Here is a 23,923-nt window from a genome sequence, read left to right as displayed (position 1 = left end):
TTCGGACGGGTGGCCACCCTGCTGTCGGTCAACGTGGGCCTGCCGAAGGACGTCGCCTGGCGCGGTCGGACCGTGCACACGGGCGTGTGGAAGCAGCCGGTCGACGGCCCGGTCCTGCTGCGGCGGCTCAACCTCGACGGCGACGGCCAGGGCGACCTGGCCGGGCACGGCGGCGAGCAGCGGGCGGTGCTGGTGTACCAGCTCGACTCGTACCGCCACTGGCAGCGGGAGCTGGGCCGCGACGACCTGACGCCGGGCAACTTCGGCGAGAACTTCACCGTGGACGGGCTGCCCGACGACGAGGTCTGCATCGGGGACCGCTACCGGGTCGGCGAGGCCGTGGTGGAGGTGACCCAACCCCGCGTGACCTGCTACCGGGTGGGGCTGCGGATGAACGAGCCGCGACTGGCGGCGCTGCTGGTCGCGCACCGGCGGCCCGGTTTCTACCTGCGCGTGCTCACCGAAGGCCTGGTCCGGGCCGGGGACGAGATCGTCAAGCTGGCGACCGGACCGGAGGCGCTGACGGTCGCCGAGATAGACGCACTGCTGTACCTGCCCGGACATCCCCGGGACGGAGCCGAGCGGGCGCTGCGCGTGCCGGCGTTGAGTCCGGGCTGGCAGGCGTCCATGCGGGAGCTGCTGGCCCAGCCGGACGGGCAGCAGGGCAATCCGGGACTGGCCGCCACCGGAGCGCCGCCCGCCTGGCCGGGGTTCCGCCCGCTGACCGTCACCGCCGTCGACGCGGAGACCCGGGACGTGCTGTCGCTGCGCCTGGCCGCCGCCGACGGCGCCCCGCTACCCGGGGCGCTGCCCGGCCAGTTTCTGACCCTGCGGCTGCCCGCGCCGGATGGGCTGCTGATCCGCAGCTACTCGCTGTCCGGGTCGCCCGGCGATCCGTCGTACCGCATCAGTGTGAAGGTGGAGCCGCACGGCGCCGCCGGGGCGTACCTGCGCGCCAACGTCCGTCCCGGCACCACGGTCGAAGTAGCCGCGCCCCGGGGTACGTTCACGCTGGACCCCGGTGACGGGCCGGTGTTGCTGCTGTCGGCGGGCATCGGAGCCACCCCGGTGCTGGCCATGCTGCACGCGCTGGCGGAGCAGGAGTCCACTCGCGAGGTGTGGTGGGTGCACTGCGCCCGCGACAGCTCCGAGCACGCCTTCGCGGCGGAGAGCCGCGCGCTGCTGGAGCGACTGCCGCGCGCGCACGTCCACATCTGCTACAGCCGCCCCGGGCCGGACGACGTCGCGGGTCGGGACTTCACCACCTCGGGCCGCCTCACCGCCGCCGTGCTGCGCGAGCTGCGCCTGCCCGCGGAGACGGCGGCCTACCTGTGCGGACCGGCGGCCTTCACCCAGCAGGCCACCGCCGAGCTGGGCGAACTAGGCCTGGCCGCCCTGCACAGTGAGCTGTTCGGCGCTGGGCCGGGGATCACGCCGGGGATCGCGGCCACGCCCGGCCGCCCGCCGCACCCGCCCGAGGGCGAGCCGGGAACCGGCCCCGCGGTCGCGTTCGCCCGCAGCGGGCTGACCGTGCCGTGGAGCCCGGCGTACGGCAGCCTGCTGGAGTTCGCCGAGGCGTGCGACGTGCCGGTCCGCTGGTCGTGCCGGACCGGCGTGTGCCACACGTGCGAGAGCGGCCTGCTGTCCGGGCAGGTCGCCTACGATCCCGAGCCCGTCGACGCCCCCGCCGACGGAAACGTGCTGATCTGCAGCGCATGCCCGCTGGCCGAGGTCACCCTCGATCTCTGAACGGCCGGCGGCTACTTGATCTCACACAGCGTGGTGCCGGACTGGACGACCTCGCCGACCGACGCGGTCAGGCCGGTGATGACACCCGCCTTGTGCGCGGTGAGCGGCTGCTCCATCTTCATGGCCTCCAGGACCACGACGGTGTCGCCCTCGGCCACGGTGTCGCCGTCGGCGACCGCGAGCTTGACGATGGTGCCCTGCATCGGGGCGGTCAGCGCGTCCCCGCTGGCCGCGACGTTCGCGCCGCGTTTGCCCCCGGCCCGCTTGGCGGGGCGGCCCGCGGCGGGCGCGGCCACGGCCGTACCCCCGAACGAGGCGGGCAGGGATACTTCCAGGCGCTTGCCGCCGACCTCGACCACCACGGTCTGTCGGCCGCCATCCTCGCCCTCGGCGGCCGCGCCGCCGGTGAAGGCCGGGACGGTGTTGTTCCATTCGGTCTCGATCCACCGGGTGTGCACGGTGAACCCGACGAAGGCCGGGTCGCGCACGATGGCGCGGTGGAACGGCAGCGCGGTGGCCATACCCTCGACGATCATCTCGTCCAGGGCGCGGCGGGCGCGCTCCAGCGCCTCGGTGCGCGTCTCGCCGGTGATGATCACCTTGGCCAGCAGCGAGTCGAAGTTTCCGCTGATCACACTGCCGGTGTCGAACCCGGTGTCCACGCGCACGCCCGGACCGGCGGGCAGGTGCAGCTTCGTGATCGCACCCGGAGCGGGCAGGAAGTTGCGCCCCGGGTCCTCGCCGTTGATCCGGAACTCGATCGAGTGGCCGCGCGGGGCCGGGTCGGCGTCGAAGCGAAGCTTCTCCCCGGCGGCGATGCGGAACTGCTCGCGCACCAGGTCGATGCCGGAGGTTTCCTCGGTGACCGGGTGCTCGACCTGCAGCCGGGTGTTGACCTCCAGGAACGAGATCGTCCCGTCCGTGCCGACCAGGTACTCGACCGTGCCCGCGCCGTGGTAGCCCGCCTCGCGGCAGATCGCCTTCGCCGAGTCGTGAATGGCGGCACGCTGCGCGTCGGTCAGGAACGGCGCGGGCGCCTCCTCGACCAGTTTCTGGTGGCGGCGCTGCAGCGAGCAGTCGCGGGTGCCCACCACGATCACGTTGCCGTGCTGGTCGGCCAGCACCTGCGCCTCGACGTGGCGCGGCTTGTCCAGGTACCGCTCGACGAAGCACTCGCCCCGGCCGAATGCGGCCACCGCCTCGCGGGTCGCCGAGTCGAACAGATCGGGGATCTCCTCCAGCGTGCGGGCCACCTTGAGGCCGCGACCGCCGCCGCCGAACGCCGCCTTGATGGCCACCGGCAGGCCGTGTTCCCGGGCGAACGCGACGATCTCGTCGGCGCCCTTGACCGGCTCGGGCGTGCCGGGCACCAGCGGTGCTCCGGCGCGCTGGGCGATGTGCCGGGCAGTGACCTTGTCGCCGAGGTCGCGGATCGCCTGCGGGGTGGGGCCGACCCAGGTCAGCCCGGCGTCGAGGACGGCCTGGGCGAAGTCGGCGTTCTCGGAGAGGAAGCCGTAGCCGGGGTGCACCGCGTCGGCGCCGGCGCGCTTCGCGACGTCGATCAGCTTGTCGATGCGCAGGTACGTGTCGGCGCTGGTCTCGCCGCCCAGCGCGTACGCCTCGTCGGCGATGGTGACGTGCAGCGCGTCCCGGTCGCCGTCGGCATAGACGGCGACGCTGGTCAGGCCCGCGTCGCGGCAGGCTCGCGCCACGCGTACGGCGATCTCGCCTCGGTTGGCGATCAGCACTTTGGACAGCATCGTCATCATCGTCCTCCCCGACGGGCCTGCGCGGAGTCTATCGGCGCAGTTGATCATTAACGACCGCTCAGGCGCGATGTGACCAGTCTCATGAACGACCGTTCACCCCCTCAGGGGGTGACGTCGCACCCCGCCACCCGCCACCCGCCGCGCCCCGCCACCCGCCGCGCCCCGTCCCACGCGCGGTCGCGCGGGTTGACGCTGCAGTTTCGGGGAAAGTGCAGGAATCTTGGTCGTCTTTCGTGCAGTTTCCCCGAAACTGCACGAACGCCGAGCACCGCGACGCCCGGCACCGGGGCGCCCGGCCCGGCCCGGCGGGGCGGGGCGGGGCGTGAGGGTGTGGCGTGAGGGTGTGGCGTGGTGGTGCCCCCGAAGGGCGTGGGTGGGACGGGCGACGCACACTGGCTGGCGTGTCGACGACGCGGATGATGATCCTGGGTGTGGTCCGGCTGCTCCAGCCGGTGCACGGGTATGACGTACGCCGTGAGCTGCTGAGCTGGCATGCCGACCAGTGGGCCAACGTGCAGCCCGGGTCGGTCTACCACGCCCTGAAGAAGCTCGCCGACGAGGGCGCGCTGCGCGAGGTCGGCAGTGAGCAGGTCGGCTCCCGCCCCGCGCGCACCCGCTACGAGGTGACCGAGAAGGGCACCGAGCAGTTCCGCGACCTGCTGACGACGTACCTGTGGGGGCAGCACGAGGGGGAGGACCCGTTCCTGGCGGCGTTCTCGTTGATGACGGAGCTGCCCCGGGAGGAGGTCACGGCGGCGCTGCGCAACCGGGCGCGGCATCTGCGGGCCGACAACGACGGTAAGCGGGCCGCGCTGGCCACGGGCTGGGCGGTGGCCGACAACAAGCCGACCCACGTGCGCTGGATGCTGGAGCTGGACATCGCGCGGGCCGAGGGCGAGATCGGGTGGTGTGAGCGTGTCGCCGACGAGATCGAGGCGGGCACGCCGTACTGGACCCCGGAGTTGATGGCCCGGTGGCGGGGAAATCCCAACCTCGCAACTGAATAATCAAACTTGACTAGTGTCAGACCCTGGTCCTACGCTCCACGGGTTCCCCCGACTCTGGAGCGATAAATGATCATCGAGACCTCCGGGCTGCGGAAATCCTTCCGCTCCCGTGCCGGTCGCGACGTCAAGACCGTGGAAGCGGTCCGCGGCGTCGACCTGAGCGTCGCCGAGGGAGAGATCTTCGGCTTCCTCGGCCCCAACGGCGCCGGCAAGACCACCACCCTGCGCATGCTCGCCACCCTGCTCGAACCCGACGGCGGCACCGCCGTCATCGCCGGTGCCGACCTGCGCAAGGACCCGGGCGAGGTGCGCCGCCGGATCGGCTACGTCGCCCAGGGCGGCAGCACCTGGGACGACTCCACCGGCCGCGAGGAGCTGGTGCTGCACGCCCGGATGTACGGCATCAGCAAGGCCGAGGCCCAGCGCCGCGCCGCCGACGCCCTGCAGACCTTCGAGCTCGCCGAGTACGCCGACCGCAAGTGCAAGACGTACTCCGGTGGCCAGCGCCGCCGCGTCGACATCGCGCTGGGCATCATCCACCAGCCGAAGGTCGTCTTCCTGGACGAGCCCACCACCGGCCTGGACCCGCAGTCGCGCGCCCACATGTGGGGCGAGGTGCGCAAGCTGCGCGAGATGGGCATGACCGTCTTCCTCACCACGCACTACCTGGACGAGGCCGACGCGCTGTGCGACCGGCTGGCCATCATGGACCACGGCCAGATCGTCGCCGAGGGCACGCCCGCCGACCTCAAGCAGGAGGTGCTCGGCGACGTCGTCTCCGTGCAGCTGCAGCGCGACGTCCCCAGGGCCGCCGACCTGTTCGGCGACGCCGACTTCGTGCGCAAGCTGGAGACCACCGAGCAGTCGCTGCGGCTGTACGTCGAGGATGGCGCCAGCGCCATCCCGCATGTGCTGCGCAGCCTCGACGCCGAGAAGATCGCCATCGACGGCATCGAGCTGCACCGTCCCAGCCTCGACGACGTGTTCCTGGCCAAGACCGGCCGCAGCCTGAGGGAGAGCTGAGCCATGAAATTCCTCCGTGACACCTGGCTGGTGTTCCAGCGGCAGATGCTGCTCCTGCTGCGCAACCCGGTGTGGGTCATCGTCGGCATCACCCAGCCGCTGTTCTACCTGTTCCTGTTCGCGCCGCTGATGAGCAAGGCGCTGGGCCAGGGCAAGCCGCTCAGCCAGGGCGAGACCTACCAGCTGTTCGTGCCGGGCATGCTGGTCATGGTCGCGCTGTTCAGCGCCTTCTCCGGCTTCGGCATCATCGCCGAGCTGCGCGCGGGCGTGATCGAGCGCAACCGGGTCACCCCGGTCAGCCGGGTGGCGCTGCTGCTCGGCCGCTCGCTGCGCGACGTGGTGCAGCTGATGTTCCAGGCCGTGCTGGTGACGCTGCTGTCGTACCCGTTCGGGCTGCGCATCGCCGTCGGCGACGCGGTGCTGGCGTTCCTGCTGGTCGGCCTGATGGCGCTGCTGCTGTCCTCGCTCGGGTATGCCCTGGGCCTGGCACTGAAGAGCGAGGACGCGATGGCGCCCCTGCTCAATACGCTGATCCAGCCGATCATGCTGCTGTCGGGCATCCTGCTGCCGATCGCGCTCGGCCCGGCGTGGCTGCAGCGCGTGGCCGACTTCAACCCGTTCAGCTGGGCCGTCACCGGTGTGCGCGCGCTGTTCGCGGGCAACCCTGGCGACGACTCGGTATGGCAGGCGCTGGCCATCCTCAGCCCGCTGACGGTCATCGCACTGATCGTCTCGTCGCGGACCTTCGCCAAGTCCGTGCGCTGACCGGCGTTAGCTCGGTTACACCTCACAGCCGGGGCACTGTAAGGAGCGTAGCTTCGTACAGTGCCCCGGCTTACTCGTGATCTCGCGACCTGGTTGATCTACCTGCAGCTGGGCCTCTGGGGCTACTTCAACTACGGCTTCGGGCCGGTCATGCCGCTGCTGCGCGACGAGCAGGGCACCAGTGCCGCGGCGGCCAGCCTGCACAGCACCGCCATCGCGGTCGGCGCGGTGGCCGGCGGCGCTCTCTACCCGGTCCTTTCCCGCCGGTACGGCCGAGCCGCCGTGCTCTGGGGCGGGCAGGCCGTCATCGCGCTCGGCGTGCTGGCGTTCGTCACCCTCCCGCCGCTGTACCCGGTCACCCTGGCGCTGACCGCGCTCATCGCCGTCGCCGGGATCACCATGATCGGCGGCATCGTGGCGGCACTGTCCGACCGGCACGGACCGGCCGGACCCGCTGCGATCAGCGAGGCCAACGCGGTCTGCTGCGCCGCCGGGCTGCTCGCCCCGCTGGCCGTCGGCGCCACCATGCGGGCCGGACTCGGCTGGCGTACCGGGTTCGGGCTGCTGGTCGGCCTGGTCGCGCTGCTCGCACTGGTCGCGTACGTCCGCCGGGTGAGCGTCACCGGTGGACCCTCAGCCGCGACGGCCGTCGACAGCGCCCCACGTCGCCCGCTGCCCGGCGGGTACTGGCTGGCCTGGTCGATGATGACGCTCACCGGCGCCGTCGAGGTCGTGCTGTCGATGTGGGCCGCCTCGGTGCTGCGCGACCGGGCCGGGATGTCGCCGGGCGTGGCCACCGCGGTGATGTCGGCCGTGGTCGGCGGCATGTTCGTCGGTCGCCTGTGCGGGGCGCGGATCGCCCTGCGGGTGCGGTCCATCCCGCTGTACCTGTGCGCGCTGGCCGTCAGCCTGGCCGGGTTCGCCGTCTTCTGGAGCGCCACCGGACCCGTGGTGGCCGTGGTGGGGCTGGCCGTGCTCGGGCTCGGCAACGCGATGCACTACCCGCTGGCGATCGCGCTGGCGCTGGGGGCCGCGGCGGGGCAGGCGGACCGGGCAGCGGGCGTGGCGTCGTACTCGATGGCGGTCAGTTTCGGCGCGGGCCCGCTCGCGCTCGGCCTGGTCGCCGACCAGGTCGGCCCCCACACCGCCTTCCTCCTGATCCCCCTCCTCCTAGCCGCCGCAGCCGCCCTCGCCCTCCGCATCACCCCCACCCCCGTCCCCACCCCCGTCCCCACCCCCGCCCCGGCCCCCATCACCGGTTGATCATGAACTTATGGCACGGCTCGACGGTGTGTCCTGTGCACAACCTCCTGATCAACAAGCCGGTGGCCCGGGGGGTCGGCGCGGCCCGGGGCCCGGCAGACGATCAGGAAGTTGTGCCCGCGACACACCGTCGACCCGTGCCATAAGTTCATGATCAACCGGTCGGGTTGAGGGGTTGGGCCGGGGTGGGTGGGTGGGTTAGAGCTTGCGGGAGAGGGTTACGCCGTCGGAGAAGGGGAGTAGGACCGTCTCCACGCGGGGGTCGGCGGCGACCGCGGTGTTGAAGGCGGCGATCGCGATGGTGCCGGTGTCGTCCGGCCTCGGGTCGAGCACCCGGCCGCCGCGCAGTGTGTTGTCGGAGATGATCAGGCCGCCGGCGCGCATCCGCGGCACCAGCAGCTCCCAGTACGCGCCGTAGCTCTCCTTGTCGGCGTCGACGAACGCCAGGTCCAGGTACGGCTCATCCGGCAGTTGCGCCAGCCCTTCGGCGGCGGGGCCGAGGCGAAGCTCGACCCGGTCGGCCACGCCCGCCCGCGCCCAGTATCGCCGGGCGATGGAGGTGTACTCGTCGGAGACGTCGAAGCAGGTCAGGCGGCCGCCCTCGGCCAAGCCGCGGGCGATGGCCAGCGACGACATGCCGGTGAACGTGCCCACCTCGACGGCGTGGCGTACGCCGACCAGCTTGGTGAGCATGGTCAACAGCGCCGCGTACTCCGGCTCGATCTGCATGCCCGCGGCCGAGCCGGTGGCCCGCGCGGTCTCCGCGATCAGGTCCTGTTGCAGCTCGTCGGGCGGGGTGCCGTGACTGACGACGTAGTCGTGGAGTTCTTCGGTGACCGTGATGAAGGAACGGCTCATGCCTGCGAGCCTATGCCGCCGGCAGCGGGTTCAGCGGCCCCGCCAGAACTGTGTGATGCCGTAACCCAGTTCGGCCAGCATGCGGCGCAGCAGGGGCAGCGACAGGCCGATCACGTTGGTGTGGTCGCCCTCCAGTCGCTCCACGAACGCGCTGCCCAGGCCGTCGATGGTGAACGAGCCGGCCACCCACAGCGGCTCGCCGGAGCCGACGTACGCGTCGATCTCCTCGTCGCTGATGTCGGCGAAGTGCACCACGGTGGCAGCGTCGCCCTGCGCGATCCGGTCCGTGGTCAGGTCGATCAGGCAGTGGCCGGTGTGCAGCACGCCGGTGCGGCCGCGCATCGCCTGCCAGCGCTTGACCGCCTCGTCGGGGCTGTCCGGCTTGCCGAGAATCTGGCCGTCGAAGGCGAGCACCGAGTCACAGCCGAGCACCAGGGCGTGCGGGCGCGGGTGGGTGCTGTGGCGCAGCCGCTCCGCCACGGCGTGCGCCTTCATCCGAGCCAGTACGCCGCTGAGCGCCTCGGCGGTGGTCGCTTCGATCGCGTCCTCGTCGACGCCGCTGACGATGACCTCCGCGTCGATCCCGGCGGCCGCGAGCAGGTTGCGGCGCGCCGGGCTGGCGGAAGCGAGGACCAGGTTCGGGCGATTGGGCATAGACGGCAGGCTACCGGTGGACCCGGCGGGCCACGACGACGGCCACGCCGCCCCCGACGATGATCACGCCGAGCACCAGTGCGATCAGGCCCAGGCGCAGGCCGCCACCGTCGCTGGTGTCGGGCAGCTCGCTGGCGCTGACGGTGGCGACCGACCGGTCGGTCGGCTCGGCGCTGGGCAGCGCGTCCGGGGCGGTCAGCGCGGCGACCGGGTCGACCACGCCGAAGCCGTAGTCGCGGTCCTGGCCCTTGGGGCCCTTGTCCACGGCGGTCCGGGTCAGCCGCTCCAGCACCTGGTCGGCGGTGAGGTTCGGGTACTTGGACCAGACCAGCGCCGCCACGCCCGCGGCGATCGCGGTCGCGGGGCTGGTGCCGCTGCCCCGGCGGTACTGCGTGCCGGCCGACTTGTTGATTTTGCTGGCGCTGGTGATGTCGGCGCCGGGAGCGCTGAGCACCAGCTCCGGGCCGCTCACCGAGGAGCCCATGTGGTTGCCGGCGCGGTCCACGGCGCCGACCGCGACCGCGCCGGGGTAGCGCGCCGGGGCGGTGACCACGAAGTCCTCGGGGGCGTTGCCGCTGGCCGCGAAGACCAGGGTGCCCGCCTCGCGGGCCCTGGCCACCGCGTTGATCAGATCGTCGGGCACCGCCGAGAACGCCGACACCGAGATCGAAATGATCTTGATCTTTCGGCTCACCGCCTCGTTGATGCCCTTCACGATGGCGTCGCCGTTGCCCATACCGGCCGCGTTGGCCATCCGGATCGGGAAGATCTTGGCTTTGGGGGCGATGCCGAGCACGCCGTCGCCGCTGCCGTGGCCGTGCGCGGCGATCAGCCCCGCCATGCCGGTGCCGTGGCCGTCGAGGTCACCCCAGCCGTTGCCGCCGCCCCCGGTCACCACGTCGATGCCGGTCAGCACGTTGCCGTCCAGATCGGGGTGGTGCGCCTCGACGCCGGAGTCGATCACCGCGACGGTGACGCCCGCGCCCTGGCTGATCGCGTGCGCCTTGGTCAGGTCGAGGTAGCCGAGGAACCACTGGTCGTCGCGGAAGCGGTCGGCGTGCGCGGGGGCCGCGCCGACGGCGATGGTGGCGGCGGCGGTGACCAGCACCGCCGCCGACCGGAGCAGACGCCTCACCGGTACATCCCGATCGCCGGACCGGGGTCGACCGGGCCGGGCGCGTCCGGCGCCTCCAGCACCGGGGTCACGCCCTGGGCCACGCTCCACAGCGTGTCCGGATCATCGTGGTCCTCGCCCTCGCCGTCGCGGCGCTGACCGGGCCGCCCCGGCGCTCCGCCCATCGGCGTGTTGAGCCCGGCCGAGCCGCGCGCGCCGGCGGCGCCGCGACCGGCCGCGCCGGGTCCGCCACCGCCGATCATGCCGCCGACCGGGTTGGTTCGCGGACCTCCGGCGCGGGCCGCGCCCGCGCCCGGAGCGCCGCCGATCACACCGCCGGGCATGCCCGCCGTGCGGGCCAGCGGCGCGGCACCGCCCATGCCGCCGATCACCGGCGGACGGGCGCCGCCGGGCAGGCCGGTCATCGGCGGCCCGCCGATGACGTTGGGCGGCAGGCTCGGCGTGCTGGGCGCCGGAGGCAGGCCCGGGTTGGTGGGGCTGGTGCCGATCGGCACGGTCGTGTTCGGCGGCGCCGGGTTGAGGCCGGACAGGTCCGGACCGCTGCTGACCGGCACCGGGGTGGCGGTGAAGTTGGCCGGAAGCGCCGGGGCGGGAATCGGCATGATCGGCGGGATCATGGGCGGCACGATCGGCGGCGGGGTGCCGTAGTCGCCGCCGCTGTCGAGCTTGGTACCCCGGCCCGGCGGCACGTACGGCGCGGGCTTGACCATGTTGTACGGCGCCATGACCAGCGCCGACCCCAGTCCGGTCATGATGGCACGGGCCTCGCCCAGCTTCCTGGCCAGGAACTGGTCGACGGTGCCCTCGCGGGAGGGCAGGTCCGACGGCTGCTTCGGGTTCGGACCTGACGCGGGCAGGTACTTCATGTACGCGTCGTAGATCGGCTTGAGCTTGCGCTTCGCGTCGTCGATCGCGATCGGCATGTCATGGGCGTACGCGTAGTTGCCGCCGGTCACGTGGGCGACGTTCTCCACCGAGGCGATGAGCTCGTCGAGCCGGGCCAGGAACGTCTTCGCCGCCTCGCTGCCCTCCGGGCGCCAGATCCCGGCCAGCTTCTCCCGGTACACCTTGAGCCGGTCGCGGTGCAGCGAGGCGAGCTCGCTGGCCTTCTTCCAGCCGTCGGACTGCTCGAAGTGCGGGCCGAGCTGCCGCTGGTTGACCCAGTCCCACATGGTCTGCATCGGCACGTTGTTCCAGTCGGTCCCCGTCATTTGTAGTCACCGCCGTTGTCCGAAGTGGTGCCGGCGTTCGGGTCGACCGGCGGGATGACGACGCCAGGGTTGTTCGTCGGCTGGCCGGTGTTGGGCTGGGCCGGTTGGCCGCTCTGGCCCGGCACCGCCGTCGTCGGGTCGCTGGCCAGCACTCGCTTGACGTCCGACGTGCGGGTGGCGGTGAGCGCGTCGGTCTTGCCGTACTGCTTGACGATCTCGCGGGTGGCGGTGACGAAGTTCAGCACCGCCTCGTCGTGGCGGGCGAGCGCGTCGGCGGCCTGCACCAGCATGTCGCGGTGGCCCTGCATGCCCGCGCACAACTCCTGGAACCGCTTGTCCGGCGCTTGCACCACCGTCGCCATCTGCTCGAAGACCGTCTTGGCGTGCGGACGGTAGTCGAGCATGTGCTCCTTCTCCAGCACGTCGGCGAAGAGCTTCAGATCCTCCAGCTCGATGGCGAGCGTGCCCTCGTCATACCCGGTGAAACTGCTGGCCTTGGTGTATCCGCTGCCGCGGCCGTAGTCACGCAGCCAGGCGGGTCCCTTGTCCTCTTCGGGCAGTCCCATGGCGCTTGTTACCTCCCCCATTGGCGAGTCGGTGGCGTGCAGCCGTTCGCGGCCAACGAGTCGAGGCCATGGGCGCCCACCGATTCCAGCGCTTGCAGACTACCGAAATCGGGCAAGGATGCACACCGTCAGGCGGGCAGTCCCGACCGCCGCCACGCGCCCGTCCCGGGCCTGGTCACCGTGGGCAGGCCGCTGCGCCACCAGTCCGACACCGCGGGCGGTGTGGCCGGTGCCACGGCGGGCCGTGCCGACAGTACGGCCACCAGCGCGGCCACCTCCTCGGCTGTCGGCACCCCGCGCTCGATCCGGATCGGACTCTCGCTCATCTCTGCTCTCCCTCCCCGTGGGGTCGGCTCATGCCGAACTCCCGGTACACCCGTGACCAGAACCCGTCGCGCACCCACAACCGCGCCTTCTCATACTGCCGCAGCGAGATGCCCAGCTCCTTCTCGGCCTCGACCAGCAGTTCCTTGTCGATGACGGTCGGCAGCTTCGGCCCCGGCAGCAGGTCGCCGATGTTGTCCCGCCCCCGGGCGAGAATCCACTTCTGCGCCACGAACTCGCCGATGTCGACGATGTCGGTGCGTTCGGGCAGCGGCGCCGCGACCGGGCGGACCGGGGCGGGCCGCGGTTCGGGCACCGCCGACACCTGCGCGACGGGCAGTGCGATCGCCGGGCGGCCCGAGAACACCTCGGCGGGCGTGGGCGTACGGATGCGGCCGGTCGGCGTGAAGTACGGCCGGACCGTGTCGGCGTCCAGCGTGAACACCGTGTCGCTCTCCCAGAGCAGGCGTTCGGCCTGGTTGGTGCCGTACGGCGGCTCGACGCCCCACAGGTGCACCCGCACCCCGTAGCTCTGCGCCGCCTCGATCGCCGAGAGCATGTCCTCGTCCCCGGCGACCAGCACCGCGTCGGTGACCGCCTTGTGCCTGGCCAGCGTCTCCAGGTCGCTGCGGATCTGGGCGTCCACGCCCTTCTGCTGACCGCGCATGTTGAGGTTGCCCAGCCGCAGCTTGACCTGCCCCATCTGGGCGATGACGCGCTGGTCGATGGTGGGGACCCGGTCGCGGGCGGCGTCGAACCAGTACACCCGCAGCAGGTCGTCGCCCAGGCGCGTGGCCGCGAGCTGCATGAGGGCGTGAATCAGCGGCTCGGCGTCCACTTTGAACTCCGAGCGGTTGGAGGTGCCCAGCACCAGTTCGCCCGAGGCCGCGTACAGGTAGCCCACGTCGACCAGCACGGTATGGCGCCGCGGCAGGTTCATCCCGCCATCGTTCCACACCGGAGGGTCGACGTGAACGTTGTGCCACATGGGCGTCACTCACCGCTGATGATTGATGTATGCCACTACCGGGGAGTCGTTGCCGGGGCATCCCGTCACAGCGGGATGTTGCCGTGCTTCTTCGGCGGCAGCGTCTCCCGCTTGGCGGCCAGCGTGCGCAGGCCCCGCACGATGTGTGCCCTGGTGGCCGAGGGACGGATCACCGCGTCGACGTAGCCCCGCTCGGCGGCGACGTACGGGTTGCACAGGGTGTCCTCGTACTCGTCGATGAGCTCGGCGCGGCGGGTCACCGGATCGTCGGCGGCGGCCAGTTCCGCACGGTAGAGGATGTTCACCGCGCCCTGCGCGCCCATCACCGCGATCTGCGCGGTCGGCCAGGCGAAGTTGAGGTCGGCGCCGAGGTGCTTGGAGCCCATGACGTCGTATGCGCCGCCGTACGCCTTGCGGGTGATCACCGTGATCTTCGGGACGGTGGCCTCGGCGTACGCGTAGATGAGCTTGGCGCCGCGGCGGATGATGCCGTCCCACTCCTGGCTGGTGCCGGGCAGGAAGCCGGGCACGTCCACGAAGGTCAGCACCGGGATGTTGAACGCGTCGCAGGTGCGCACGAATCGGGCCGCCTTCTCCGAGGCGGCGATGTCCAGGCAGCCCGCGAAGTGCATCGGCTGGTTGGCGACCACACCCACCGGCTTGCCCTCGACCCGGCCGAAGCCGGTGAGGATGTTCTGCGCGTACAGCGGCTGCACTTCCAGGAACTCGCCGTCGTCGAGGATCGACTCCAGCACCGTGTGCATGTCGTACGGCTGGTTGGCCGAGTCGGGGATCAGGGTGTCCAGCCCGGTGTCGACGTCGGAGACGGCCAGGTCGGCCGTCGTGGGGTAGGCGGGCGCCTGGTCGAGGTTGTTGCTCGGCAGGTACGACAGCAGCGCCTTGACGTACTCGATCGCGTCGGCCTCGTCGGTGGCCAGGTAGTGCGCGTTGCCGCTCTTGGTGTTGTGGGTGCGCGCGCCGCCGAGCTCCTCCATGCCCACGTCCTCGCCGGTGACCGTCTTGATGACGTCCGGGCCGGTGATGAACATGTGCGAGGTCTGGTCGACCATCACGGTGAAGTCGGTGACGGCGGGGGAGTAGACCGCCCCGCCCGCGCACGGGCCCATGACCAGTGAGATCTGCGGGATCACGCCGGAGGCGCGCACGTTGCGGAAGAAGATCTCGCCGTACAGGCCGAGCGAGGCCACGCCCTCCTGGATGCGGGCGCCGCCGGAGTCGTTGATGCCGATGACCGGGCAGCCGGTCTTCATGGCCAGGTCCATCACCTTGACGATCTTCTCGCCGAAGACCTCGCCCAGCGAGCCGCCGAAGATCGTGAAGTCCTGGGCGAACACGCACACCGGGCGGCCGTCGACGGTGCCGTAGCCGGTGACCACGCCGTCGCCGTACGGCCGGTTCCGGTCCTGCCCGAAGTTGGTCGAACGGTGCCGGGCCAGCTCGTCGAGCTCGACGAACGAGCCCTCGTCGAGCAGCAGCTCGATCCGCTCGCGCGCGGTCTTCTTGCCCCGGGCGTGCTGCTTCTCGATCGCCCGCGCGGAGCCCGCGTGCACGGCCTCCTCGACCCGCCGGTCGAAGTCGGCGAGCTTGCCCGCCGTCGTCCGGCTCACCTGGCTGCTGTCCTTCGGCACCGTTGTCGTCACGCCGTGATGCTAACGAACCCCTGAACTCTCGTTCAGTCATCTGCGCCACACGTCGCCGGATCGTCAACGAAATGATCTTGAAAACAGGGGTGGTCGTTTCGTCTGGTTTGGGGTGGTCGTTAGGACGATTGTGACGATGGTCTTCGGGGTAGCGCTGCTGGTGGGCGGCTTCACCGTGCTCGCCGTGGTGCGACCGTGGCAGGGCGAACCGCGCCCCCGCACGACGCGTAGGCGCAGTCCGGTCTCGGCGCCACCGAGCCCGCCCCGGCCCCGCCCCGGGTCCGGCGGGCAGACCGCCCCCGGGGCGCGCCGACCCCACCCGGCCCGACGCGGCCCGGCGTCGGCCACCACCGCGGCCGCAGCCCGACCGGCCGCAGCCCGACCGACCGAACGCGCCGCCGCGCCCGCCCCGGCCGAGGCGACGCTGCTCTCGGCCGCGACCCCGGCGGCGGCCGACCGCCGCACGCCCGTGGTCGTCGGCACCGGCGTGCCGGGGATCAACGCCGAATCCCGTTTCGCACACCGCCCGCGAACCGTCCTCGCGATGGCGCAGACCCGCTCCGAGTCTCCGGCCGCGCAACTGGTGAGCAGTGCCGCCTCGGCCCCGGCTGCGCAACTGGTGAGCAGCGCCGCGTCGGCCTCGGCCCCGCAACTGGTGAGCAGCGCCGCTCCGGCCTCGGCCGCGACTGGCGGCGACGTCGGTGGCTCGGTGCACCCGATCCGGCAGGACGCCGCCGCGAGCACGCCCCGACCGATGCCCCGTCGCCGGGCGGCCGAACCGCTGCCGGACCAGAGCGCAGACCGCGCGGCCGCCGCACCCGTCCCCACGCCTGCCCTGCCCTCCGGCTTCGGACCCAGCCTGGTCGCCGTCCCCGGTGGCGGTGCGGGTGCGGGTGCGGGTGAGACGGTGCGGCGCCACCGGATGGAGGCCCTGCAGCGGCCACGCCGCGTCGCCACCGACGCCGATCAGACCGACATCGTGCTGCCCGAGTGGCTCGGCCCGTTCAGCGACGGCGACGCCGCCCCGGTCCGTGCCCGCCACGCGGGCTAGCGTGTGCCCGTGACCGACGACGACCGCCCGCCGCTCGACGAGGTCCGCCTGCGGCGCGAGACCGGCCCGTTCTGGCGACCGCGGATCGTGGCCGAGACCGGCTCCACGAACACCGACGTGGCGGCGAGCTGCGACGGCGAGCCCGAAGGGCTGGTCGTGCTGGCCGAGTCGCAGACCGCGGGCCGGGGACGGCTGGGTCGGGCCTGGCAGTCGCCCCCACGGGCCGGGCTGGCCCTGAGCGTGCTGCTGCGCCCGACCGTGGACGTGGCCCGCTGGGGCTGGCTGCCGCTGCTGGCGGGCGTCGCCCTGGCCGAGGCCGTACGCGCGGTGGCCGGGCTCGAGGCGGGGCTGAAATGGCCCAACGACCTGCTGCTCGACGGGCGCAAATGCGCGGGCCTGCTGGCCGAGGTGCCCCAGCCCGGCGCGGTCGTGATCGGCATCGGACTCAACGTCACCCTCGCGGCGGACGAGCTGCCGATCACCCCGTCCGGCCTGCCCGCGACCTCGCTGAACCTGGCCGGAGCCCGCTCGGTGGACCGCACCGCCCTGGCCGCCGCACTCCTGAGCCGCCTCCGCGACCGCTACCAGCAGTGGCAGGCCGCGGGCGGCGACCCCGAGACCAGCGGCATCCGGGAAACCTATGTGCGCCTGTGCGCCACGGTCGGCCGGGAAGTCTCCGTGTCCCTCCCGGACGGTTCGGCTCTCACCGGCACCGCGACCACCGTCGACCCCGACGGCCGCCTCATCCTCGCCACCCCCGACGGGACCCTGCGCCCCATCGCCGCCGGCGACATCCTCCACCTCCGCTGACTCCGCGCACCCGCACCGCGTGCCGCGCAGCCAGGAGCCGGCAGAACAGAAGCCAGGGGCCGCCAGAACAGACGGAAAGGCGACGGGGACCCACGGCGGATACCTCAGGGTGGTGTGGCCGCACTAACCTGCTCGCGGGCAATCGCGCAAGAACTGACAGCCCGCGAATTAGGAGGCAAGGAAGATGGCGTTCCCCGAGGACGTGCTGACCGACGGCGAGCAGGTCGAACTCGACCTGCATCCGCACTGGAAGGCCATGATCTGGCCGGTCACCGTGCTGGTGCTGGCGCTCGCGGCGGTGATCAGCGCGCTGGTCCTGCTGGACAACGAGGTGCTGATCTACATCATCGCGGGCGTGGCCGTGGTGGCGGTGGCCTGGCTGTCGTTCTGGCCCTGGCTGGTCTGGCGCACCACGCACTACGTGCTCACCAACGAGCGGGTGCTGCTGCAGACGGGCGTGTTCTCCCGCGACCGTCGTGACATCCCGCTGTCGCGGGTCAACGACCACTCCATGAACCAGCGGTTCGTCGAGCGGCTGCTGGGCTGTGGCACGCTGACCATCGAGTCGGCGGGCGAGCGCGGCCAGTCGGTCCTGCGCGACATTCCGCACGTGGAGAAGGTTCAGACCAGGCTGTACGAGCTGGTCGAGGCGGACCGGGACGCGTACGCGTTCAACGACAGCGAGCGTGGCGCAAAGAACTCGGCCCCGGCCCAGGCGACGCGCGCCGAGGCCGAGGCCGAGGAGAAGTAAGTCCGCCGGCCTACCGCTCTGGGCGCGGCTTGGCCTGCGTCAGCTCGTCGGAGAGCTGCGCGTCGCTGAGCTCCGCGTCCAGGGCGGCCAGCTGCTCGGCCTCGGCCGCGAACTCCGCCTCCAGTGAGGCGGTGAGCCGGGAGAAGTCGTCGCGGTGCACCTGCGCGGGCACCGGCACACCCACCGCGGTGGTGGCGGCGGCCTCGGCGTCGAGCAGTTCCTCGACGTCGGCGACGTGCAGGTGCGCCGGGCCCAGGTCGATGTCGGCGCCGCCCGCCCCGACCGCGACCGTGTTGCTCGGCGCGAACACGAACGTGCGGTACGTGAAGAAGCGGAAGATCGTGCCCAGGCCGAGGCCGAAGAACTTGGCCACGTTCAGGGCGAACAGGCTGGTCAGGCCCAGCGCGTACTTGGTGGCGCCCATGATGGCCAGCTCGATGGCCAGACCCGCGGCGTTGAAGATGACGAACATGACGAACTCGCGGGTGACCCCGTCCTTCGGCCGGTCCTTGTAGGTCCAGTGCCGGTTCATCAGGTACGACGTAACCATGGCCACGACGGTGGCGACCACGTTGGCCTTGAGCTCGCCGTTCGGAAAGATCGTGAGCACCATGACGTTGAGCACCACGAAGTTGACCAACGTGTTGATCCCGCCCACGACGGCGAACTTGAGGGCCTCCGGGCCGAGCCGGCGGAGTCGGGCCGGCAGCAGGCGGTCCCACATCATCTGGTCACGGTGCACTCGGTCACTTTACGCGAGAAGAATCAGGACGACAGGTTCCGCAACCCCGGATGCGTGCCATCTCACCTTGCGGAAGCCTGCGCCGGAGCGGGCTGGGGCAGCTCGACCCGTGGGCCGGTGAACACGAAACGCCGGTACGCCCAGAAGCGGAACACGGTCGCGATCGCGTTGCCGATCAGCATCTTCGAGACGTTGTCGGCCAGCCGGGTGTGGAAGATCTCCGGCCAGACGCCGCCGAGGACCTCGTGGCTGAACCACAGCACCGCCAGGGTGATGCCGAGCCCGACCGCGTTGAAGAAGAAGTAGAGGGCGTACTCGCGGGGGAGGCTGGAGCTCTCCCGGTCGCGCCAGGTCCAGTAGCGGTTGCCCAGGAACGCCGCGGTGGCCGCGATCGTCATCGAGGCGACGTTCGCGGCCAGCCAGCCGGCGGGCTCCAGCAGCAGGTTGAACACCGCCAGGTCGACGAGGAAGGCCAGTCCGCCGACTACGCCGAACTTGCCCAGCTCCCGCAGCAGGTGTCGGAAGCGGTCGATGAGCCGGGGGAGGAGCCCGGCGGCTGGTTCAGGGGTCACGTGCCGAGCTTACCGGGCGGCGGCGTCGTGGTCGTCGGCCTGCGCGGCACCGGTGACGACCGCGAACAACCCGACCTCCAGCGGATCGCGGCCCGTGCGCAGGCGGGCGGCGCTGCCCGGCGCGGCCTGGGCGCCCAGCCAGAGCACGTCCACGCCGGGCGTACGCCAGGTGCACCGCCCCGGGTCGGCCCGGCAGGCCAGCGCCGCGGCGCTGCTGTTGCGCCCCCCGGCGAGGTTGCCCGCCACCCCGACCTGGCTGTCCCCGATGTACAGCGAATCGCCGGCCATGTTCAGGTCGCCGTCCCACAGGGCCAGGCCGACCTTGACCTGCCCGCCCGGCCCGAGGGCCACGGTGGCGTCGTCGTCGCCGTGGCCGGTGCGTGGGCCGAGGTAGACGGCGGCCTCGGCGCGCGGGGCGCGGTCCTGGGCGTAGACCACGGCCAGACTCCAGCCCGCGTACTGCCCGCTGCCGTGGGGCAGCTCGTCGGCGGGGGCGGCCAGCCACCAGTCGCCACCGGTGCGGACCAGGTCGGTGACGTCGGCGAAGCCCTGGGTCAGCGACGGGCTGGTCTGGCCGTGCCCGAACCGCACCTCGACGGGGTGCCAGCGTCCGCTCGGCCCGTGCAGCGCGACGGTCTGCGGGAACTGGTCGGACGAGGTGGCCACGACCAGGCCCGCCCAGCGCACCTGGGCGCCCTTGGGCAGGATCAACCGGGCCCCGGCGGCGGCCTTCGCTCCGGCCAGGGCGCTGATCCGCCCGTCGGGGCCCTTCGGGCCGCCCTTGTCGAACAGCCCGTCCGGTGCCTGGGGTTCGGCCGCGCCGGGCAGCAGCGGCAGCATCGACAGCAGGTTGTTGTCGTCGGACTGGAAGCACTGCGGGCGCGGGCTGCACGACAGCAGCGTGTTGCCCGCGAGCGCCACGTCGACCCGGCCGCTGGCGGCGTACCCGGCGCGCATGCCCGCGGGGGCCACCGGCACCCGAAACGCGGCGGCGCGCCGCCGCCCGCCGAAGTCGACCGCGGTGGCCACCGGCTGGAACCCGCTGACGGTCTTGTCCACCTCGACCGGCAGCCGCACCGTGGACAGCTGCCCCGGGCGCAGCGCGCCATGCCCGCAGGCGGCGCCCCCGGTGGTGGTCTCGCAGCGCCAGCCGTCGCCGCCGTCGGCGCCGATCAGGTGCACGCCGACCGGGAGCGTCACCTCCAGCCGTACCGCGGCGGCCGCCAGCCCGACCGGCGCGGCAGTGACGGGCCCGCGCGGCGCGGCAGTGACGGGCCCGCGCGGCGCGGCAATGACGGGCCCGCGCGGCGCGGCCACCGGGATGCCGGTGCCCTGCTCGGCGCGGTCGGGCGCGGGCCCGCTGCCCGACCCGTCCATGCCGGTGGTCCGCTCGGGCGGGCCGGGGGCGCGGACGGGAATGGGCAGCGTGCCCTTGCCGCCCGCGACCAGGTCTGCCGCCGCCGGGTCGGACTCGGCGGGCGGCACCGCCGGGGCGGGCACCACGGGCTCGACCGCGCCTGGCGGCGAGGTCGCCGCGCGGGTCGGCGAGGGCCGTGGCGCCTGGCTGCGGGCGGTGGCCGACAGCCCGGTTGGCGTCGGGCCGGGCGCGGTCGCGGGCGCGCCACCGGTGGACGCGGGACCGGCCGGAGCAGGCACGGGTATGGCCTGAGGCCGCCGCACCGGCACCGGCATCGCTGTCATCAGGGCGAACACCAGCACCCCGGCGAGCGCCGCGACCGCCACCCCGGCGCCCGCGACCACCCCCGCCGCGCCGAACCGGGCGACCAGCCGCCGGGGCAGCCCGGCCAGCCACCACCAGGCGGCGACCGGCGCGGCGACCGCGGCGGCCCAGCGGGTGCGCAGTGCGCGGCCCCGGTCCTGCAGCCCGGCGGCTATCCGGCCGGGCAGCGTCCTGGGCATGCGGGCAGGTCGGGTGGCGCCGGCCAGATAGCCCGCCGCCGCGGCGCCGAGCAGCACGGGCGCTAACACCCCCCGAAGGCCGCTGTTCTCCTCCGTCAGCTCGCGGTGCAGTCGGCGGCACTCGGCGCAGCCGGTCAGGTGTTCGTCGACCTTGGCCCGGTCGCGGCGGGCCAGCGCGGCCCGGACGTATCCGGCCAGGTGCGAGCCGGTCCAGTGGCAGCGCGGGTTGCCGGTGGTGGCGATGTGCTCCTGCAGGTACATCTGGCGCAGCCGTTCGCGGGCCCGGTAGGCCAGCGCGGCCACCCCGTTCGGGGTCAGGCCCATGATCGGCGCCACCTGGGCCGGGCTCTCGCCCTCGACCTCGGTGTGCCACAGCACGGCGCGCCACCGCTCGGGCAGCCGCGCGAAGGCGCGCGCCGCGTACGAGGTCTCCAGGCGGGAGATGGTGGGGTCGTCGATCGGCTGCGCGGTCTCGTACCGGGTGAGGTCGTCGGTCAGCTCGACGCGGCGCTCGCGGCGGGCTCGGTCGTAGCGGGTGTGCCGCATGGTGGTCAGCAGGTAGGCGCGGAACGCGCTGTCCGGGCCACCGCCTTCGCGCAGGGCGGCCAGCACCTTGGCGAACGTCTCGGCGATGAGGTCGTCCGTTTCGGCGGTGTCGGGGGACAGCACCCGGGCCAGGCGCCGGGCGCTGTCGTAATGGCGCCGGTAGAGCAGTCCGTAGGCGCCGGTGTCACCCCCTCGCACCAGGGCGATCAGGTGGTGGTCGCTGGTTGGATCGAGTCGATCCAGGGCAGGGTCGTACGCGGTGGTCACGGCCGCCTCCGGGGGGAATGTCCGAGTTTCGTCCGGCTGCTACGGACGTTAGACCAATCACCCGATTTGCGGAATATGCCAAAACCGTGATGAAGTCGGTTAACCAGGTTCGCGAGCGTCTGGTGACGGGTATGTGCCGTGTGATTTTCAGCGGTCGCCCGGCCGGGAGGGGCGACCGTGACACATGGGACGCAGGAAAGGTTTTGCGGAATCGTGCGCGGTTCACCGAAGAACCGTGCGTGAGAGTGCAGTCGCACCGAGGCTTGTGCAGTTATTCACAAGCTGGAGCGGGCTTTTGGCCCCTGACCGGGCTTACGCTGAGCCCACATCCCGGACGACAGGCGGCCAGCGGCCGTTCCTCTGTCGTATCCGTCGGTCAAAGACGACCACGAGGAGAACTTCCATGACCGCGCCGGCAGTCATCGCAGGGCTAGACCAGCATCCGACCGAGCACGCGAAGCTCATCGCCTGGGTGCGCCAGGTCGCCGAGCTCACCACCCCCGACCGCGTCGTGTGGGTCGACGGTTCCGAGGCCGAGTGGAAGCAGCTCACCGGCGAACTCGTCGCCGCGGGCAGCCTCACGCCGCTCGACCCGGTGAAGCGTCCGAACTCGTTCTGGGCCCGCACCGACCCGTCCGACGTCGCACGGGTCGAGGAGCGCACCTTCATCTGCTCGGTTGACGAGGCCGACGCCGGCCCGACCAACAACTGGATGGCCCCGGCCGAGATGAAGCAGCTCATGACCGAGCTGTACCGCGGCTGCATGCGCGGCCGGACCATGTACGTCATCCCGTTCTGCATGGGCCCGCTCAACGCGGCGAACCCGATGTTCGGCGTCGAGCTCACCGACTCGGCGTACGTGGTCGCCAGCATGCGGATCATGACCCGGATGGGCAGCCAGGTGCTGGAGGCCATGGGCTCCGACGCCGAGTTCGTGCCCGCGCTGCACTCCGTCGGCGCCCCGCTGGAGCCGGGCCAGGCCGACACGGCGTGGCCGTGCTCGCCCACCAAGTACATCTCGCACTTCCCGGAGACCCGGGAGATCTGGTCGTTCGGCTCGGGCTACGGCGGCAACTCGCTGCTGGGCAAGAAGTGCTACTCGCTGCGCATCGCCAGCGTGATGGGTCGCGACGAGGGCTGGCTCGCCGAGCACATGCTGATCCTCAAGCTGACCAACCCGGCCGGCAAGGTGCACTACATCGCGGCCGCGTTCCCGTCGGCGTGCGGCAAGACCAACCTGGCCATGCTGGAGCCGACCATCCCGGGTTGGAAGGTCGAGACCCTGGGCGACGACATCGCCTGGATGCGCTTCGGTGAGGACGGCCGCCTGTACGCCGTCAACCCCGAGTACGGCCTGTTCGGCGTCGCCCCCGGCACCGACTGGAAGACCAACCCCAACGCGATGCGTACGCTCGCCTCGGGCAACTCGCTGTTCACCAACGTCGCCCGCACCGACGACGGCGACATCTGGTGGGAGGGCATGGGTGAGCCCCCGGCCCACCTGACCGACTGGCACGGCAACGACTGGACCCCGGACTCCGAGCAGGTCTCCAGCCACCCGAACTCGCGGTTCTGCACCCCGATCACCCAGTGCCCGATCCTGGCCCCGGAGTACGACGACCCCAACGGTGTGCCGATCTCGGCGATCCTGTTCGGCGGCCGCCGCAAGACCACGATTCCGCTGGTCAGCCAGGCCCGCGACTGGGTGCACGGCGTGTTCCAGGGCGCCACCCTGTCCAGCGAGACCACCGCCGCCGCGGTCGGCCAGGTCGGCGTGGTCCGGCGCGACCCGATGGCGATGCTGCCGTTCATCGGCTACCACGCCGGCGACTACTTCCGGCACTGGATCGCGATGGGCAAGGGCGCCGACGGCAACGCCGACAAGCTGCCCGGCATCTTCTACGTCAACTGGTTCCGCCGCGGTGACGACGGCCGGTTCCTGTGGCCCGGATTCGGCGAGAACTCGCGGGTGCTCAAGTGGGTCGTGGACCGGCTGGAGGGTGAGGGCGGCGCGGTCGAGACCCCGGTCGGCTTCGTGCCCCGGGCGGAGGACCTGGACCTGGTCGGTCTGGCCCAGCCCGTCGCCGACGTCGAGCTGGCCCTGGAGGTCCGCGCCGAGGAGTGGCGGCAGGAGATCCCGCAGATCACCGAGTGGTTCGAGAAGTTCGGCGACAAGCTGCCCGGCGTGCTGTGGGCGGAGCTGGACGCGCTCAAGGCCCGCCTCGGGGTCACGGAGTAGTTTCCGTTCATATTTCGGCAACAACAGTTCACATCCCGCAGGCCCGCTGACA

At 72.1% G+C, this 23,923-nt stretch carries 21 protein-coding genes; 9 read left to right on the top strand and 12 right to left on the bottom strand.

All coding sequences use genetic code 11. The features are described 5' to 3' along the window. Positions 1 to 9: 9 nt before the first annotated feature. Complete coding sequence (locus tag KUA19_RS03130; RefSeq protein ID WP_217394498.1) at positions 10 to 1,749, top strand: MOSC and FAD-binding oxidoreductase domain-containing protein; 1,740 nt, start codon at positions 10 to 12, stop codon at positions 1,747 to 1,749. Between the two features lie 11 nt (positions 1,750 to 1,760). Here the strand turns inward: KUA19_RS03130 and KUA19_RS03125 are convergent, their stop codons facing one another. Then, the gene (locus KUA19_RS03125; RefSeq protein ID WP_217394693.1) at positions 1,761 to 3,506 is read right to left on the bottom strand and encodes an acetyl/propionyl/methylcrotonyl-CoA carboxylase subunit alpha; all 1,746 of its coding nucleotides are present in this window, start codon (positions 3,504 to 3,506) and stop codon (positions 1,761 to 1,763) included. Positions 3,507 to 3,919: 413 nt separating this feature from the next. Between KUA19_RS03125 and KUA19_RS03120 the strand changes: the two genes are divergently transcribed. The 4 genes from KUA19_RS03120 to KUA19_RS03105 all read left to right on the top strand — a co-directional run bounded on the left by KUA19_RS03120 (position 3,920) and on the right by KUA19_RS03105 (position 7,576). Further along, entirely contained in the window at positions 3,920 to 4,525 is a 606-nt protein-coding gene (locus KUA19_RS03120) for a PadR family transcriptional regulator (RefSeq protein WP_308167297.1), read from the top strand. Positions 4,526 to 4,594: 69 nt separating this feature from the next. Next, entirely contained in the window at positions 4,595 to 5,548 is a 954-nt protein-coding gene (locus tag KUA19_RS03115) for an ATP-binding cassette domain-containing protein (RefSeq protein WP_217394691.1), read from the top strand. Positions 5,549 to 5,551: 3 nt separating this feature from the next. After that, positions 5,552 to 6,313: an ABC transporter permease gene (locus KUA19_RS03110; protein ID WP_217394497.1), complete on the top strand. Its 762-nt coding sequence runs from the start codon at positions 5,552 to 5,554 to the stop codon at positions 6,311 to 6,313. Between the two features lie 60 nt (positions 6,314 to 6,373). After that, complete coding sequence (locus KUA19_RS03105; RefSeq protein ID WP_217394496.1) at positions 6,374 to 7,576, top strand: MFS transporter; 1,203 nt, start codon at positions 6,374 to 6,376, stop codon at positions 7,574 to 7,576. A gap of 198 nt (positions 7,577 to 7,774) precedes the next feature. Here KUA19_RS03105 and KUA19_RS03100 read toward each other — a convergent pair whose 3' ends face one another. The 8 genes from KUA19_RS03100 to KUA19_RS03065 form a co-directional block, all read right to left on the bottom strand. Next, on the bottom strand, positions 7,775 to 8,434 hold the full coding sequence (locus KUA19_RS03100) for an O-methyltransferase (protein WP_217394495.1): 660 nt from the start codon (positions 8,432 to 8,434) through the stop codon (positions 7,775 to 7,777). Between the two features lie 30 nt (positions 8,435 to 8,464). After that, the gene (locus tag KUA19_RS03095) at positions 8,465 to 9,088 is read right to left on the bottom strand and encodes a Maf family protein (RefSeq protein ID WP_217394494.1); all 624 of its coding nucleotides are present in this window, start codon (positions 9,086 to 9,088) and stop codon (positions 8,465 to 8,467) included. Positions 9,089 to 9,098: 10 nt separating this feature from the next. Next, positions 9,099 to 10,223, bottom strand: a complete 1,125-nt coding sequence (locus tag KUA19_RS03090; RefSeq protein WP_217394493.1) for a S8 family serine peptidase — start codon at positions 10,221 to 10,223, stop codon at positions 9,099 to 9,101. Beyond that, positions 10,220 to 11,434, bottom strand: a complete 1,215-nt coding sequence (locus KUA19_RS03085) for a hypothetical protein (protein ID WP_217394492.1) — start codon at positions 11,432 to 11,434, stop codon at positions 10,220 to 10,222. The genes KUA19_RS03090 and KUA19_RS03085 overlap by 4 nt, the downstream gene beginning before the upstream one ends. Then, entirely contained in the window at positions 11,431 to 12,000 is a 570-nt protein-coding gene (locus KUA19_RS03080) for a hypothetical protein (protein ID WP_217394491.1), read from the bottom strand. The genes KUA19_RS03085 and KUA19_RS03080 overlap by 4 nt, the downstream gene beginning before the upstream one ends. A 128-nt stretch (positions 12,001 to 12,128) precedes the next feature. After that, positions 12,129 to 12,326 carry an acyl-CoA carboxylase subunit epsilon gene (locus tag KUA19_RS03075; RefSeq protein ID WP_217394490.1) on the bottom strand — a complete coding sequence of 66 codons (198 nt, stop codon included), beginning with the start codon at positions 12,324 to 12,326 and terminating at the stop codon, positions 12,129 to 12,131. Beyond that, positions 12,323 to 13,264, bottom strand: coding sequence for an NYN domain-containing protein (locus tag KUA19_RS03070; protein ID WP_217394489.1), 942 nt, complete (start codon positions 13,262 to 13,264; stop codon positions 12,323 to 12,325). Before KUA19_RS03070 ends, KUA19_RS03075 begins: the two co-directional genes overlap by 4 nt. A gap of 113 nt (positions 13,265 to 13,377) precedes the next feature. Then, positions 13,378 to 14,961: an acyl-CoA carboxylase subunit beta gene (locus KUA19_RS03065; protein WP_217394690.1), complete on the bottom strand. Its 1,584-nt coding sequence runs from the start codon at positions 14,959 to 14,961 to the stop codon at positions 13,378 to 13,380. Between the two features lie 148 nt (positions 14,962 to 15,109). On the opposite strand from KUA19_RS03065, the gene KUA19_RS03060 reads away from it, so the two are divergent. The 3 genes from KUA19_RS03060 (at position 15,110) to KUA19_RS03050 (ending at position 17,585) form a co-directional block, all read left to right on the top strand. After that, positions 15,110 to 16,024, top strand: coding sequence for a hypothetical protein (locus tag KUA19_RS03060; RefSeq protein ID WP_217394488.1), 915 nt, complete (start codon positions 15,110 to 15,112; stop codon positions 16,022 to 16,024). 3 nt (positions 16,025 to 16,027) lie between these two features. Beyond that, positions 16,028 to 16,834: a biotin--[acetyl-CoA-carboxylase] ligase gene (locus KUA19_RS03055; protein WP_217394487.1), complete on the top strand. Its 807-nt coding sequence runs from the start codon at positions 16,028 to 16,030 to the stop codon at positions 16,832 to 16,834. Positions 16,835 to 17,018: 184 nt separating this feature from the next. Beyond that, the gene (locus KUA19_RS03050; RefSeq protein WP_217394486.1) at positions 17,019 to 17,585 is read left to right on the top strand and encodes a PH domain-containing protein; all 567 of its coding nucleotides are present in this window, start codon (positions 17,019 to 17,021) and stop codon (positions 17,583 to 17,585) included. A 10-nt stretch (positions 17,586 to 17,595) separates the two neighbouring features. Here the strand turns inward: KUA19_RS03050 and KUA19_RS03045 are convergent, their stop codons facing one another. The 3 genes from KUA19_RS03045 to KUA19_RS03035 all read right to left on the bottom strand — a co-directional run bounded on the left by KUA19_RS03045 (position 17,596) and on the right by KUA19_RS03035 (position 21,632). Next, on the bottom strand, positions 17,596 to 18,327 hold the full coding sequence (locus tag KUA19_RS03045; protein ID WP_308167296.1) for a GtrA family protein: 732 nt from the start codon (positions 18,325 to 18,327) through the stop codon (positions 17,596 to 17,598). 62 nt (positions 18,328 to 18,389) lie between these two features. Next, positions 18,390 to 18,899, bottom strand: a complete 510-nt coding sequence (locus KUA19_RS03040) for a GtrA family protein (RefSeq protein WP_217394485.1) — start codon at positions 18,897 to 18,899, stop codon at positions 18,390 to 18,392. Between the two features lie 9 nt (positions 18,900 to 18,908). After that, positions 18,909 to 21,632 (bottom strand): sigma-70 family RNA polymerase sigma factor, encoded by a 2,724-nt coding sequence (locus tag KUA19_RS03035; protein ID WP_308167295.1) that lies wholly within the window; start codon positions 21,630 to 21,632, stop codon positions 18,909 to 18,911. A gap of 403 nt (positions 21,633 to 22,035) precedes the next feature. Between KUA19_RS03035 and KUA19_RS03030 the strand changes: the two genes are divergently transcribed. Further along, on the top strand, positions 22,036 to 23,871 hold the full coding sequence (locus tag KUA19_RS03030; protein WP_217394484.1) for a phosphoenolpyruvate carboxykinase (GTP): 1,836 nt from the start codon (positions 22,036 to 22,038) through the stop codon (positions 23,869 to 23,871). Positions 23,872 to 23,923: the final 52 nt, after the last annotated feature.

Source organism: Catellatospora tritici, from assembly GCF_019083965.1.
In the GTDB taxonomy this organism is placed as follows: Bacteria; Actinomycetota; Actinomycetes; order Mycobacteriales; family Micromonosporaceae; genus Catellatospora; species Catellatospora tritici.
This window is presented reverse-complemented; position numbering and strand designations above follow the sequence as displayed.

Bases quoted from the DNA above. Each gene is read 5' to 3' on its own strand.
- KUA19_RS03110 (WP_217394497.1), top strand. From the start codon at position 5,552: ATGAAATTCCTCCGTGACACCTGGCTGGTGTTCCAGCGGCAGATGCTG.
- KUA19_RS03100 (WP_217394495.1), bottom strand. From the start codon at position 8,434: ATGAGCCGTTCCTTCATCACGGTCACCGAAGAACTCCACGACTACGTC.
- KUA19_RS03095 (WP_217394494.1), bottom strand. From the start codon at position 9,088: ATGCCCAATCGCCCGAACCTGGTCCTCGCTTCCGCCAGCCCGGCGCGC.
- KUA19_RS03085 (WP_217394492.1), bottom strand. From the start codon at position 11,434: ATGACGGGGACCGACTGGAACAACGTGCCGATGCAGACCATGTGGGAC.
- KUA19_RS03080 (WP_217394491.1), bottom strand. From the start codon at position 12,000: ATGGGACTGCCCGAAGAGGACAAGGGACCCGCCTGGCTGCGTGACTAC.
- KUA19_RS03075 (WP_217394490.1), bottom strand. From the start codon at position 12,326: ATGAGCGAGAGTCCGATCCGGATCGAGCGCGGGGTGCCGACAGCCGAG.
- KUA19_RS03070 (WP_217394489.1), bottom strand. From the start codon at position 13,264: ATGAACCTGCCGCGGCGCCATACCGTGCTGGTCGACGTGGGCTACCTG.
- KUA19_RS03060 (WP_217394488.1), top strand. From the start codon at position 15,110: ATGGTCTTCGGGGTAGCGCTGCTGGTGGGCGGCTTCACCGTGCTCGCC.
- KUA19_RS03050 (WP_217394486.1), top strand. From the start codon at position 17,019: ATGGCGTTCCCCGAGGACGTGCTGACCGACGGCGAGCAGGTCGAACTC.
- KUA19_RS03030 (WP_217394484.1), top strand. From the start codon at position 22,036: ATGACCGCGCCGGCAGTCATCGCAGGGCTAGACCAGCATCCGACCGAG.